Source organism: Lysinibacillus sp. FN11 (assembly GCF_024628845.1).
Classification (GTDB): domain Bacteria; phylum Bacillota; class Bacilli; order Bacillales_A; family Planococcaceae; genus Lysinibacillus; species Lysinibacillus capsici.
In genome coordinates this window covers 1,441,059-1,455,211 of record NZ_CP102383.1, presented here as the reverse complement: position 1 = coordinate 1,455,211, position 14,153 = coordinate 1,441,059, and the positions used below count along the sequence as shown (strand labels likewise).

The window sequence follows — 14,153 nt, the reverse complement described above, 5'->3', positions numbered from 1 at the left end:
TTATGGACTTCATTTTTCATCGAATCGGAAATTTGATAGCGTGTAAAGCTAGCTGTTATAGAGAAAGCTATCATTCCAATTTGGAATCAAAATTCATGATTTTTCGCATTTCTGATGGTTGTCCTCCTTTGCTATGCTCTACTAAAGGAGATGAAATAGGATGACAACAAAAACAAAATGGAATGCTCATTTATATGATGAAAAGCATGATTTCGTGTCAAAATTGGGTACAAGCTTAGTCGATCTACTAGCGCCGCAGAAAAATGAACATATTTTAGATGTGGGTTGTGGTACAGGAGATTTGGCTAATGACATATCAGCACTTGGAGCTTCTGTGCTCGGAGTTGATGCGTCGGCTACGATGATTTTAGCTGCTCAGCAAAAATATCCTGCCATAAATTTCCAAACAATGGAAGCTACAGCGATGCATTTTTCTCAGCAATTTGATGCCGTTTTCTCCAATGCCGCACTTCATTGGATGAAGGAACCTGATGTAGTTATCGAAAACGTCTATGGCGCACTGAAGAACGATGGACGCTTTGTTGCTGAAATGGGTGGACAAGGCAATATTGCATCCATCGTTTGGGCCCTGCAAAAAAGTATGGAATCTTTACAATTTCCCTATATCGACCACTATTTCCCTTGGTATTTTCCAAGCGTCGAGGAATATCAATCAAAATTAGAAAATGCAGGCTTTGAGGTCGAGAATATCACACTCTATAAACGTCCTACACCACTTCAAGGGCAGGATGGGCTTCGCAACTGGTTGGTCATGTTTAGTGAAAATCTTCTACAACACTTAAAGGCGGATGAGAAAGAACAGGTTTATACGACATGTGAGGAATTATTAAAGCCAACGTGTTTTCAACAGAATGAATGGGTCATTGATTATTATCGTCTGAGCTTTATTGCTCGTAAAAATTAGATTAAAAAAGGTTACTATTCTGTTGTAGTAACCTTTTTTCCATGCTAAGAGCGAGGCAGCAATATCACAATGACGCCTATTAAGCATATCCCTGCGCCAATAAAGTCTAAATGATCGGGCTTTTTGCCATCAATGCCCCACCCCCATAAAATAGACAACACGATGAATACTCCACCATAGGCTGCATAAACTCTGCCAAAGGTAGGAAAGGACTGGAATGTTGCAACAACACCGTACAGAGCAAGTGCAATACCGCCAAAAATACCCCAATAAAAAGGTTTGCCCTCTCGTAACCAAAGCCAAATTAAATAGCCCCCACCTATTTCACCAATTCCCGCAAGCATAAATAATAATATAGCGATCATACTGTAACTCTCTTTCTCGTTTTGACTCTATTATACATGTCTTACATGCCCCAATATGTAATAGTGTCCGTTATTCCGATTAAAATTAATAGGATACCTGCTGTCATTTGAATAGCCCTTCCCATCTTCATACTTTTTCGTAGGATAAGGCGTTTGGCATCAAAGACATAGATCAACAGAAGCATGATGATAAGCGGTACAGCGGTCGCTACGCCAAAAATACTAGGTAAAAGCAACCCATAGGAAGTGCTCGCCACAAGGGGCATTAACCACACAAAGAATAAAACAAACATAGTGGGACAAAAGGCAATAGAAAAACTAGCACCCATTAAGAACGAGCCGATTTTCCCCTCTTTTACTACAGGCGGCAGCAGCAATGTTAAGCGTTGTAAAAAGGTTAATTTGAATAAACCGATTAGCACCAACCCTGTTAGTAGCATTATCGGCCCCATAGCCTGACGAAAGATTGGAAAATAAACGGTCATCTTTGTTTCAAATGATTGTCCAAAAAGCCAAGCACAAAAGCCAAGCGCACTAAAAACAACCACTTTCCCCACAATAAAAAACATAATTTCTTGCCAATTACTGCTCTTTTGAAGTGTTCGATTGCCATAAAATGTAATGGCACTCATATTACCTGTTAACTGACATGGAGCAAAGGCGCCTATTAAGCCAAGAAGAATGGCCATCATCAGGGCAGAATGCTCATAGCCTTGTACAAATTGCGTAAGCGGTTCACTAATCAACTGACTAATGCTGGACAATACACTATACACCTAAACACCCTCTATCTATTATTTCTACTAAAATAGTATAAAGGTACATTATGAAAAAACCGTGCAGAAAACGGCTTTACTCATACACGCTATTACACGCTACTAAAAAATCATCATAATCAGCTGAGACATACTTTGTAAGCAAGTAAGTATCCGATACAATATGAGAAAATTCTTTTACTGAATAGCTATGTAGAAGATGTTGCTGGCAATCCGCTTCAATCACACTCTTAGGCAGCAAGGCAATACCAAGACCATGCTTGACGAAATGCTTGATCACCTCTGTTTGATTAATATGCATTGTTTGATGGCTGGTAAATTGCTGTAGCACCTGTTGTACTTCCTGCCAATAGGGCGCATATTCATGTGTGAGAAGTGTTTCCTGCCGTAAAGAGTGAAAGCATCTAATTCCTTTTTACCAATAGGAGCAATTAAATGCAATGGTTCTTGTGCGAGCATCACCGTGTGAAGCTCACGAGTTGAGGTTAATTTGGATAAGCCAATATCGATTACACCCGTAAATACCGCTTCCCCGATTTCATTGGATTTTAAAAGTTCTATCACTACCTGAGTAGTTGGCTTTCGGTGCTGGAATGCTGTGATAATAGCTGGTAATGTTGAATTCGCTATTTGCGGAGCAACGCCAAGCGTAAGCTTAGCGGTGTAGCCTTTTACGAAGGAATCCATTTGTTGTAGCCCCTCATCTAAAGCGGACAGGATTTTTTGTGCCTGCTGACTAAAATAAGCACCCTGCCGATTTAACGTAACCTGTTTGCTCTGTCGATCAAATAACGGGGTTTGCAATGCCCTTTCTAAATGCTGGATATGCTTCGTTACAGTCGATTGTGTAATAAATCGTTTTTCAGCCGTTTCTCGAAAGTTTTCTGTTTGTGCTGCCACGATAAATGTGCGTAGCCACTCTGTTTCCATCGCCATCCCTCTTTCGTTTTCAACTAGTATAACGAAAAATTTGTAAGTCTTGAAACCTTTTTTCATCATAAGCGTATGTATAGCTAACGATGTCAGTAGGAGGAATGAAAAATGTCTTTTTTTCATAAAGCATTAGCAAGTATTGGTATAGGTTCAGCAACAGTGGATACAAGATTGGAGAAGGATACTTATCGTGCTGGAGAGGTCATGCAGGGGGAAATCATTGTGCGAGGCGGTCAAGTTGAGCAACAGGTCGACACGATTTACCTATCCGTCAATACGACGTATATCCGTGAGTCGAATGATCACAAACATACAGAGGTTGCCACACTACAGAAGGTCAAAGTAACAGAGCCTTTCACACTGGGCGCAGGCGAGGAAAAAGTTTTCCCAATTTCATTAACATTGCCATTTGAAACACCGATTAGTGCAGGTAAAACACAGGTATGGATTCAAACGGGCCTTGATATTAAAAATGCGGTCGATCCGAGTGATAAGGATTATATTCGTGTCGAGCCAACAGCACTAGCAGGTCATATATTAGATGCGATTCGTGGATTAGGTTTCCGTTTACGTGAAGCTGAATGTGAACAAGCTCCTTCACGCTTCCGAGGCTACTATCCATTTGTCCAAGAATTTGAATTTGTACCCACTGGACAATATAGAAGCCATTTAGATGAGCTTGAATTAGTTTTCCTTTCTCAATCCAACCATTCTGCAGAGATTTTAATGCAAATTGATCGCAAAGTAAAAGGCATTGGTAGCTTTTTTGCTGAAGCATTAGATATGGATGAAAGCTATGTTCGCACAACGGTTACGATGCATGACCTACCGACACTGCAAGCAAAGCTTCAGCAAATCATTTCAAAACACGCCTAATGGACTAACAAAGTAGTTGAAGCCTAACTTCAGCTACTTTTTTATGATCAAATAGGAGGGTGAAAAAGATGGTGATGAAAGCAGCATTATTTGATTTAGACGGAACATTATTAAATAGAGATGCATCTGTGGAACTCTTCATTGAGCAGCAATATGAGCGATTAAAGGCGGTATTAGGTAGTATTTCAAAAGAACAGTATATAACTCGCTTTATCCAACTAGATAAGCGAGGCTACGTTTGGAAGGACCATGTCTACCAGCAATTAGTAAAAGAATTTCATCTTGCTCATATTACGTGGGAAGAGCTTCTTCAAGATTACCTAAACGAATTTAAATATAGCTGTGTCCCTTTTCCTAACGTTATCCCTATGCTAGAACAATTGAAAAGGGATCAGTTGGCTTTAGGCATGATTACGAATGGCTATGGGCATTTTCAGATGGACACTATAAAGGCATTAGCAATTGAACATTATTTTGATGTCATTTTAGTTTCTGAATGGGCAGGAATGAAAAAACCCGATCCTCAACTGTTTTTAAATGCCATCGAAAAGCTGAATGTCCTTCCTCATGAATGTGTTTTTATCGGCGACCATCCTGTGAATGATGTCAAAGGTGCTCAACATGTGGGAATGAAGGGCATTTGGAAAAAGGATAAACAATGGGACGATGTTGAAGCGGATGCCATCGTGGAGGATTTATTAGAAATACCATTATTCATTAACTCTTTCAGCCAATAATGCTAAATAACCCATCTACTTGTTGGTAGATGGGTTATTGTTCTAATTTATTTTACAGCTTGCTTTACTTTTTCCAGCACTTCTTCAGCTGTCGCTAACTGTAATGCCTCTGTTGCTAAAGACTGCATCTCTGGGACAGATAATTGCTTTAGCAAGGCCCTCGTTTTTAGAATAGACGTAGCACTCATGGAGAACTCATCTAAGCCTAAGCCTAGCAAAAGTGGCACAGCATGCTCATCGCCAGCCATTTCTCCACACATTCCTACCCATTTCTGTTCTTGATGGGCAGCTTTAATGACCATTTGAATTAAACGTAAAATGGCTGGGTTATAGGGTTGGTATAAATAGGAAACTTTTTCATTCATCCGATCTGCCGCCATTGTATATTGAATTAAATCATTTGTGCCGATGGAGAAGAAATCCACTTCTTTTGCAAAAATATCTGCCATTACGGCTGTCGAAGGAATTTCAACCATCATCCCGACCTCTATGGAAGAGCCTACTGCAATACCTCCTGCTATCAGATTTTCTTTTTCCTCAAGCAAAATTTCTTTAGCCGCACGGAATTCTTGAATGGTCGCTATCATAGGAAACATAATTTTTAAGTTTCCGTAGACAGATGCTCGCAGTAGTGCACGCAATTGTGTGCGGAATAACTCCTGCTGGTCAAGACATAGACGAATGGCACGATGACCAAGGAATGGATTCATCTCTTCTTGCACAGGTAAATACGGCAGGTGCTTGTCGCCACCGATATCCAGTGTTCGAATAACAACTGGCTTGCCCTTCATACCTTCCAAGACTGTTTTATACGCTGTAAATTGTTCTTCCTCAGATGGCAAATTTTCTCGGCCCATATATAAAAACTCTGTTCGATATAAGCCAATTCCCTCTGCTCCATGACGCAATACCCCATCCAAATCACTTGGCGATCCAATATTAGCCGCTAGCTCAACATGCACGCCATCTTTAGATACGGTTTGCTCATTCACTAAAGTAGACCATTCCGCCTGCTGTGCCCGATAATTTTGTGCCTTTTCCTGATAGTCTGCAATCACTTCGGCACTTGGGTTCACTAGGACTTGACCCGTCAAACCGTCAACAATTAAATAATCGCCATCCTGAATTGTTGTCGTAGCAATCCCTGTTCCTACGACTGCTGGGATTTCTAAGCTACGAGCCATGATGGCTGAATGGGATGTACGCCCACCAATATCGGTAATAAAACCGAGAACAAAGTTGCGATCTAATTGGGCTGTCTCTGAAGGAGTCAAATCATTCGCTACGATAATTACCTGTTCGTTCATATTGCTTGGATTTGGAATATGTACACCGAGTAAGTGTGCTAATATGCGATTTGTCACATCTCTAATATCTGATGCTCGGGCACTCATGTATTCGTCATCCATACCTTCAAATAATGCCACAAACATAGAGGATACTTCATGCAATGCATACTCCGCATTCACCGCTTCGTCCGCAATTTTTTGATTGATAGGCCCAAGTAATTCGGGATCATGAACCACTAATAAATGTGCCTCAAAAATTGCGGCTTCTTCTGCACTAAATTTTTCGAATGTTTGCTGTCGAATGATAACTAGTTCTTGTTCTGCTTTGGCAAGAGCGGCTGCTAAACGTTGCTGCTCTGCCTCGATATCATGAATAGTTGTTTTAGCGAATGTTAAATCTGGTTGGACGAAACGATATGCCTTCGCAATGGCAATGCCGTCTGAAGCGGCAATACCAGTGAGTTGTGTCATTGTGCAAGCCCCATTTCCGTGATGAGTGTCGTTAGTGCTGCTAATGCTTGCTCTTCGTCTTCCCCCTCTACCACTAGTGTAAATTGTGAACCTTGCTTTAAGGCTAATCCCATCACACCTAAGATTGATTTCAAATTAGCGGCTTTTTCTTCTGTACGTATTTCTATAGATGAAGCAAACGGTGTTGCTTTTGCCACAAGCTGGCTCGCTGGTCGTGCATGAATACCTAAAGGATCGACTACTGTCAATTGTTGTGTTTTCATAATTTATTCTCCTCTTCTTGTAAGTCTGTTAAAATCATCACATTTGGATGTTTCGATAAAGCAGTTGCAGGTACGTCTTCTGTATAATCAGATGCCAGTAAACGCTCTAACACCTCACGCTTAGCTTCTCCCACTGCGAGTAACAAAATGCATTTTGCCCGCATAATCGATTGAATACCCATCGTGTAGGCCTGTGTTGGCACTTCGTCAATGGATGAAAAGAAACGCGCGTTAGCTTGACGAGTAGATTCTTCGAGTGTTACAAGATGTGTTAAAGAAGCAAATGACGTACCAGGCTCATTGAAGCCGATATGACCATTTTGACCGATACCAAGCAGTTGGAAATCTAAGGGATATTGTTGCAACAATCCTTCATAGCGAGCTGTTTCCATTAGAGGATCTACTGCTAATCCATCTGGTAAATACGATGCTAAAAATGGTTTTTGATTAAATAAATGTTTGTTCATATAATAGGCGTAGCTTTGCTTATGAGTTGCCTCAAGCCCAACATACTCATCCAAATTAAAGCTAATACAATGTGAAAAATCAATATCTGTTTTACAAATTTTAGCATATAGCGGTTCCATTGTTCCACCAGTAGCTAATCCGAACGTTGTGGCGCCATTATTTTTGGCTTCCGAAATAGTTGCTACTGCATATGAATATAAATCATCCATTGAGGAAAATCTTTTTACTTTCACCACATATCCTCCTTTGTACCCTAGAAATGAATACGCTGACCATACTGATCAATGAGTGCATCGTTATTATTTCCCCCTAAATTACTGCTACCAAACACTGGTACACGAGCGCCCTGTGCATGCATAAGCTCAATGATTTGAGCGAATAAAGCATTTAATAAAGTCGCACCTAACACCGTTGAAACAGGGGCATATTGCAATTGGTCAACGCTTAACACACCATCACCTAATGGCACATGCGTATTCAATACTTCATCTACTACTTGCTCTAAACGCTTTCCTGACGGATGGCGCGATGGCTGGTGCTGATATTCCAGTGATTGCAGTGAAATGGTCAAAGCGCCCGCTTCCTTTGCATAGATAGCCATATCAATGGGCGCTGGATTATTGGCAGAGGTCGAAATGATGATACAAACATCTCGGTCATCAAATTGCAGCTGATCCTTATAGGAGGCTAAAAAAGCCTGTTTTTTTTCATTTTGTGAGGATTGCCGTGCACCCTGATGTAGCATTAACGATTCTATGTGTATCGGTTTGACAGGCACTAAGCCACCTGCTCTGTAGTAACATTCCTGTGCTAATAGCATGGAATGACCAGAGCCAAAGAGCTGGATAATGCCCCCTTTGTAAGACGTTTAACAATTTGCTTGGCAATATGCATAAGCTGGTTGCTTTCCTGCTGTGCCATCATTGTTAAATATTGATTGACTTGTTGAAAATAGGTATTCATGTTCTATCACCTTTTCATTTCCATCGTTTCATGCCAGATGTTTGTACCTGATGCATATTAGTGACTATTGTCCGCTTGAATTTACATCATATAAGACCTTGCCCGCCTTAATCGTTTGATGGAGCCTTAGATGGTCATCTAAAATCACCGCGTCCGCATCATAGCCTTGTACAAGCTGACCCTTATTACCTAGCTTCAATTGCTCGGCAGCATTATAGCTGGACATTTTGACAAGCTCCTCCAGCGTACAATTCGTAATGTGATGCATATTCCGTACAGCCTGATCCATTTTTAAAATACTGCCTGCTAACGATCCATTTGACAAATGAGCACCTGCTTCTGTCACATGAACTGTTTGACCGCCTAAATCATATGCACCGTAGGGCATTCCCTTTGCGCGCATCGCATCGGTAATTAAAATAAGCCCGTCTGCTCCCTTTAAGCGGTAGGCCATTTCCACCGCACCTTCATGCATATGGATAAAGTCAACAATCAGTTCTGCCTTAATCGCATCTAGTAGCAGGACACCACCAACTACACCTGGATCTCGATGGTGGAATGGACGCATTTGGTTATATAAGTGTGTCCCCTGTGTGGCACCTAGTTGAGCGGCTTGTTGCATTTGCTCAAAGGTAGCATCCGAGTGACCAATTGAAACAATGACACCGCTAGCAGAAATACTTTGCACAGCTGCCATGCCATTCGGTTCTTCTGGTGCTAGCGTAATTTGCTTAATTTTATGGCCACTCAGTTGCTGCCATTTTGTCCATATATCCAAATCTAGCTCGACAATATATTCTAGAGGCTGTGCCCCTGCTCGCTGCTTCGAGACAAATGGCCCTTCGATATGAATACCCAGTACCTCTGCTTCATCTGGCTGTGGCTGGAACTGTGCCACATTTTCAATAGCTCGTTCAATGTTGTCATAGCTTTGTGTCATCGTTGTAGCTAAAAAGCTTGTCGTTCCTTCTTTTAAAAGGGATTGAGCCATCGTATGGAGCCCTTCATCAGAAGCATCCATCGTATCCATTTGAGCGGACCCATGAATGTGCAGATCAATAAATCCTGGCAATAAAAATTTCCCTGAACCATCAAGCTGTTCGACATTGTGGATATCAAGCTGAGGAGCAATTTGAGCAATTTTACCATCCTTCATCCATACATCTACCTGTTCTTCTCGTCCATTGCCATTTACTACTGTGATATTTCGAATGATTAAACTCAAGAAAAACATCTCCTTCTTGAACAAGGGCTGTCGAAAAGGCATCCGTGTGCAATAGCATTGCCTCTGTATACCTTCGCTAACAGCCCCATTAGTCGTTACTTCTTCATTGTAATAATATTCGTTGAGCCTGCTCGTTGATAGCCAGTCTTTTCAAGTGTTATCGCTTGCCCCATTAAGCTTGTGAAGACGACTGGTGTGATGACAGAAGGTACTTGACCTTCAATCTGTACAAGGTCTGCTTTTAATAACGCATCCCCACGCTTAACTTTTTGACCATCTGTCACGAACAGATCAAAACCATCACCATTTAGTTTGACCGTATCTAAGCCAACATGAATTAATACTTCAATGCCCGTATCAGATTTTAAGCCGATTGCATGCTTTGTTGGGAACACCATCACTACTTGACCATCGAATGGTGCATAGACTGCTCCATCTGTTGGACGAATCCCGAAACCTGGGCCCATCAAGCCTGCTGAAAATGCCTCATCAGGCACTTCTGTTAAAGGTAATAAATCGCCAGTCATTGGCATTTCGAAATCATGGAATGTCAACATGTCATTCTTCACTGTTTCTTCTAGGACAGGCTGTGCTGTTGGAAGTCCTGCATTGGCTGGTGCTGGATTGCCTTTTTTCAAACGTTCTTTTATGGCTTCAGCTAAAAACTCAACAGATGTCCCAATGATTACTTGGACATTGGTTTTACTGATACGCATAACACCTCTTGCACCTGTTTGCTTCAATGTTTTTTCATCGACGCTAGCAGAATCCTGTACTAATAAACGTAGGCGAGTTGTACAATAATCCACTTGCTTAATATTGTCTTTTCCACCTAATGCTTCAATTGTATAATATGCACGTAAATCGACATCATTAGCAATAGCATTTACTTCGCCATCCTCATCCTCATCGTCTTCACGTCCAGGTGTTTTTAAGTCTAATTTTTTGATTAAGAAATAGAATACTACAAAGTAAATCGCCCCAAAGCCTAAACCTAAAGGTAATAAGAGCAATGGTTTATCTGCCAGACCAAGGTTGAGTAAGTAGTCAATTAAGCCTGCGGAGAAGCCAAAGCCGTCACGGAATCCAACAAGATAGGCCACAGCCAATGAAATACCTGTTAATACCGCATGGATACCATAAAGAACTGGTGATAAGAACATAAAGGAAAATTCAATAGGCTCTGTAACACCCGTTAAAAAGGCTGTTAAAGCGATGGAAACGAACATCCCTCCAACGATTGGACGCTTTTCTTTTTTCGCCGCAAAATACATTGCTAGACAGGCTGCTGGTAAGCCAAACATCATGATTGGGAAGAAACCAGCTTGGAAATGTCCAGCTGATGTGTCTCCTGCTAGGAAGCGGTTGATATCTCCTTTCACGATTTCGCCTGCAGCATTTGTAAATTCACCGAAATCAAACCAAATAATTGTATTGATTACATGGTGGAGACCCACTGGAATTAATAGACGGTTGAAGAAGCCATACATCCCTACGCCAAGTGATCCTGCACCGATCATCCAATTGCCGACAGCATCAATGCCACCCTGAATTGGTCCCCAAACGATCGCTAAAATACTACCTAAAATGGCCATGGTGATGGACGTAATAATCGGTACAAAGCGCCGTCCACCGAAGAATGATAACCATTCTGGAAATTTCACATTATAATATTTGTTATATAATAAGCCTGCCGTAATACCGGCAATAATACCACCAAACACACCCATATTTAATTCTTCGTTAACAGTCCCTAAAACGGCGACTAAAACAAGATGCGCAATCGCACCCGCTAGAGCTGCGCCGCCACTACTATCATGTGCAAACCCCATCGCAATACCAATCGCAAAAATAATTGGTAAATTCCCTAGTATAGCATTACCAGAAGCGGCCATTATACTAGCAATGTACTGGATGGCTTCATTCGGTACGGCCCCAAGCATATCCGCTGAACCTAAACGCAATAGTAATGCTGCTGCTGGTAAAGTTGCGATTGGAAACATGAGCGACTTACCGATTTTTTGTAAGAAAGCAAACATTCATTATCCCCCTTTGGTATAGTTGTCTAGACCACTTTAGTAAAAAAAGCGTTTTCACTAAGTTGCTATTATTATAGGCGCAATTCAAAAAAAAATAAATACTTTTTTAATATTTCGTGATGTTAAACAAAAAAACCGCACCCTAATTCGAAATTAGGGCACAGTTCTTCTATAGCTTATGCCGTGACATCACGTTTCATAAAGGTTGAATAACTAATGACAAGGAAAACTACTGCGTAAATAGCAAGTACTGTTAATGAGAAGGGCAACGTCACATCAGCAATCACGGAGCCACCACCATGCTCATACTGTGTTAAATCAGAATGTGTGAGCCAAATATATTTGACGATGTCGTAGCGGCTTAAGAACATAACAATCATGCCGCCTGTAAAAGAAAGGAACATCGTTAAACCAATTGCTAAAGAGCTTGAACGGAATACTGAACCAATCAAAAAGGCAAATAATGTAGACATCACAAAATCGCCACCAGATAATAGGTAATGATAGGCTAAATCACTCCATACGGCCTTTTCAACGACCTGCCCATTGACCATTTCTAATTCCACACCTGTTCCCATGCCGAACAAGACTAAGCCGATAAGGGCACTTACCACAACATTCACCACATACAATAACAAACCAAAAAGAAATGTTGTCAGTAATTTAGACGTCAACACTTTTGCACGGGACATTGGGCGCGTTAAGAGCATTTTAATCGTCCCTGTTGAAAATTCGCTCGATACAATACTAGCTGCGGTAATGACTGTAAATAAAGTGACAAGCGTTAGCATACCGCTTGTAAAGGACATAAAGCTTGCAAGACTACTATCTTTTTGACTTGGTGCATCATTCGCTAAACGATATTCAGAAATAGCCATCTGCTCTTGAAAGTAAGCTTTATCTTCCTCCGTTAAATCTTCACCTGCTAGCGTCTCTTTATAGGATTGAATGGCCTCCTGCTCTATGTCTTTCCAGGAGCCTTCCGTCGGGGATTTTACTTCATAATATTTGGTGATTCCAGCAGGAACAAGAATGACAAGAATCAGCATGGCCACCATTGCCCATGTTCCTTTTTTATGCCATAATTTCATCCACTCATTTTGAATTAGCTTCAGCAATTTGTCCGCCTCCAGTCATTTCTAAGAATTGATCCTCTAATGTTTTTTGATGTGGCTGTACGGCAAATAATTGAATACCTGCTTGGACTAGTTGTGTAGTCATAGCCGGGACATCCTCTTTCTTCATTTCCACCACATAGCCCTGATTCTCTGCTACAAAGTTAAAGTCACGCTGTTCCAGATAAGCAGACACCTGCTCTTTTGGCTCTGCCTCCACATAATAAAACGATGAGCTTTCATTGTGAATATCGCGCAGATCAATCAGCTGCCCATTTTGAATCACGGCCACTCGATCACACATCAATTCAATTTCTGATAATAAGTGACTTGAGACAAAGACAGATACGCCCTCTTCTGAAGCAATCTTACGCAGGTACATACGAAACTCACGAATACCAGCAGGGTCTAAGCCATTCGTCGGTTCATCTAAAATCAAAAATTTCGGTCTGTGCAATAACGCCTGGGCTAATCCTAGTCGCTGTCTCATACCAAGTGAATACGTAGAGACCTTTTCATGTATACGATTTTCGAGCCCAACCTGTTGAATGACCTCCTGAATTCGTTCCTTCGTTACATTTTTATGCATACGTGCAAAATGTAGTAAATTTTTATAGCCTGACATAAATTTATACATTTCTGGATTTTCAACAATCACACCAACTTTACTAATGGCTTCCTCATAATGCTCCTTAAGTGAAAGCCCGTCGATGATGACATTGCCCTCTGTTGGATGCATAAGCCCTGTCATCATTCGGATCGTTGTTGTTTTCCCCGCTCCATTCGGTCCTAAAAACCCTGTAATTTGACCTGGATATAAATCAATGTTTAACTGTTGAATTAATTGCTTTCCTCGAATGGTTTTCGATAAATTTTGCAATTGTACAATTGGTTCTGTCATATTTTTCACCCTTTCTAATCTATTTCGCCTGAGCATTATGCAGTCTGGCACGACAACATTGCTTTATTGACGATTCTTTCTTCACCTTTAGCTGTCAATATTTTTTACTGAAGGCCGATAAAATCCTTTCATCCACTCAACTGCATCCTTATTAGCCACATCGCGTAATGTTTCCACGTTCTCATAGGCCATGATTGATCCTGCCTGCAATAAAATAATTTGATCTAAAATAGGCTCTACCTCATATAATTCATGTGTGGATAGCAAGATCGTTTGATTTTCGATGTCCGTAAATTGAATTAAGCCTTTAATCAGCTGCTCTCTGACAATAGGGTCTAGCCCAGCAAATGGTTCGTCCATGATATAATAAGGAACCTCTCGCCCAAGGGTGGCAGCCATTTTCATACGACCACGATTACCCTTTGATAATTGGCGTAGCTTTGTACGTGTATCTACCTGTAAAAATTGTGCGACGATACAGGCCTTATCATAGGAAAAATCTTCAAACTGCGAAGCATAATGCTGGAAAAGCTGTTCACCCGTGTAGTACTCAAAAAACAAATCTGTATCTGGTAAATAAGCAATTTTGTCAGCACTTCTACGTGTGACTGGTTCACCCTCTAGTGTGATCTCACCAGCAGTGGGTCGCAGTAAACCAGCTAAAACTTTCATAAGCGTAGATTTACCACTACCATTTTCCCCAACTAGTCCAATGATTTGTCCAATCGGAAAGGAAAAGGATAGATCCTGTAAAACTGGCTTTTTCTTATATTGAAAAGATACATTTAATAGCTGTAACATCCCTTC

At 41.0% G+C, this 14,153-nt stretch carries 16 protein-coding genes and 1 pseudogene; 3 read left to right on the top strand and 14 right to left on the bottom strand.

The features are described from left to right. Window positions 1-160 precede the first annotated feature (160 nt). Window positions 161-925, top strand: a complete 765-nt coding sequence (locus NP781_RS07515; protein ID WP_257521904.1) for a class I SAM-dependent methyltransferase — start codon at window positions 161-163, stop codon at window positions 923-925. Between the two features lie 44 nt (window positions 926-969). On the opposite strand, the gene NP781_RS07510 is transcribed toward NP781_RS07515, so the two are convergent. The 4 genes and pseudogenes from NP781_RS07510 to NP781_RS07495 form a co-directional block, all read right to left on the bottom strand. Beyond that, window positions 970-1,290 (bottom strand): YnfA family protein, encoded by a 321-nt coding sequence (locus tag NP781_RS07510; RefSeq protein WP_257521903.1) that lies wholly within the window; start codon window positions 1,288-1,290, stop codon window positions 970-972. A 41-nt stretch (window positions 1,291-1,331) separates the two neighbouring features. After that, on the bottom strand, window positions 1,332-2,066 hold the full coding sequence (locus tag NP781_RS07505; protein ID WP_257521902.1) for an urease accessory protein UreH domain-containing protein: 735 nt from the start codon (window positions 2,064-2,066) through the stop codon (window positions 1,332-1,334). Between the two features lie 76 nt (window positions 2,067-2,142). Continuing rightward, window positions 2,143-2,475 carry a LysR substrate-binding domain-containing protein gene (locus NP781_RS07500; protein ID WP_257522509.1) on the bottom strand — a complete coding sequence of 111 codons (333 nt, stop codon included), beginning with the start codon at window positions 2,473-2,475 and terminating at the stop codon, window positions 2,143-2,145. A gap of 74 nt (window positions 2,476-2,549) precedes the next feature. Beyond that, window positions 2,550-2,996: pseudogene (locus NP781_RS07495) on the bottom strand (LysR family transcriptional regulator); the annotation flags it as partial. 111 nt (window positions 2,997-3,107) lie between these two features. Between NP781_RS07495 and NP781_RS07490 the strand changes: the two are divergent. Further along, a complete protein-coding gene (locus NP781_RS07490) occupies window positions 3,108-3,875 on the top strand; it encodes a sporulation protein (RefSeq protein WP_257521901.1) in 768 nt (255 codons plus the stop codon). A gap of 71 nt (window positions 3,876-3,946) precedes the next feature. Then, window positions 3,947-4,612 carry an HAD family hydrolase gene (locus NP781_RS07485; RefSeq protein WP_257522508.1) on the top strand — a complete coding sequence of 222 codons (666 nt, stop codon included), beginning with the start codon at window positions 3,947-3,949 and terminating at the stop codon, window positions 4,610-4,612. A 47-nt stretch (window positions 4,613-4,659) separates the two neighbouring features. On the opposite strand, the gene ptsP is transcribed toward NP781_RS07485, so the two are convergent. The 10 genes from ptsP to NP781_RS07435 all read right to left on the bottom strand — a co-directional run bounded on the left by ptsP (window position 4,660) and on the right by NP781_RS07435 (window position 14,147). Next, complete coding sequence (ptsP, locus tag NP781_RS07480; protein ID WP_257521900.1) at window positions 4,660-6,372, bottom strand: phosphoenolpyruvate--protein phosphotransferase; 1,713 nt, start codon at window positions 6,370-6,372, stop codon at window positions 4,660-4,662. Next, the gene (locus NP781_RS07475) at window positions 6,369-6,635 is read right to left on the bottom strand and encodes an HPr family phosphocarrier protein (protein ID WP_221680860.1); all 267 of its coding nucleotides are present in this window, start codon (window positions 6,633-6,635) and stop codon (window positions 6,369-6,371) included. Before NP781_RS07475 ends, ptsP begins: the two co-directional genes overlap by 4 nt. Continuing rightward, entirely contained in the window at window positions 6,632-7,336 is a 705-nt protein-coding gene (locus tag NP781_RS07470; RefSeq protein ID WP_257521899.1) for a glucosamine-6-phosphate deaminase, read from the bottom strand. Before NP781_RS07470 ends, NP781_RS07475 begins: the two co-directional genes overlap by 4 nt. A gap of 20 nt (window positions 7,337-7,356) precedes the next feature. Continuing rightward, entirely contained in the window at window positions 7,357-7,923 is a 567-nt protein-coding gene (locus tag NP781_RS07465) for a sugar isomerase domain-containing protein (protein ID WP_257521898.1), read from the bottom strand. Beyond that, window positions 7,914-8,066 carry a hypothetical protein gene (locus NP781_RS25605; protein WP_257521897.1) on the bottom strand — a complete coding sequence of 51 codons (153 nt, stop codon included), beginning with the start codon at window positions 8,064-8,066 and terminating at the stop codon, window positions 7,914-7,916. Before NP781_RS25605 ends, NP781_RS07465 begins: the two co-directional genes overlap by 10 nt. A 64-nt stretch (window positions 8,067-8,130) precedes the next feature. Beyond that, window positions 8,131-9,291 carry an N-acetylglucosamine-6-phosphate deacetylase gene (gene nagA, locus NP781_RS07455; protein ID WP_373880542.1) on the bottom strand — a complete coding sequence of 387 codons (1,161 nt, stop codon included), beginning with the start codon at window positions 9,289-9,291 and terminating at the stop codon, window positions 8,131-8,133. 95 nt (window positions 9,292-9,386) lie between these two features. Continuing rightward, window positions 9,387-11,330, bottom strand: a complete 1,944-nt coding sequence (nagE, locus tag NP781_RS07450) for an N-acetylglucosamine-specific PTS transporter subunit IIBC (RefSeq protein WP_221680856.1) — start codon at window positions 11,328-11,330, stop codon at window positions 9,387-9,389. Window positions 11,331-11,506: 176 nt separating this feature from the next. Continuing rightward, on the bottom strand, window positions 11,507-12,448 hold the full coding sequence (locus NP781_RS07445; RefSeq protein ID WP_257521895.1) for an ABC transporter permease: 942 nt from the start codon (window positions 12,446-12,448) through the stop codon (window positions 11,507-11,509). Continuing rightward, entirely contained in the window at window positions 12,426-13,346 is a 921-nt protein-coding gene (locus NP781_RS07440) for an ABC transporter ATP-binding protein (protein ID WP_004229316.1), read from the bottom strand. The genes NP781_RS07445 and NP781_RS07440 overlap by 23 nt, the downstream gene beginning before the upstream one ends. Before the next feature lie 87 nt (window positions 13,347-13,433). Further along, complete coding sequence (locus NP781_RS07435; protein WP_221680854.1) at window positions 13,434-14,147, bottom strand: ABC transporter ATP-binding protein; 714 nt, start codon at window positions 14,145-14,147, stop codon at window positions 13,434-13,436. Between the last annotated feature and the right edge of the window lie 6 nt (window positions 14,148-14,153).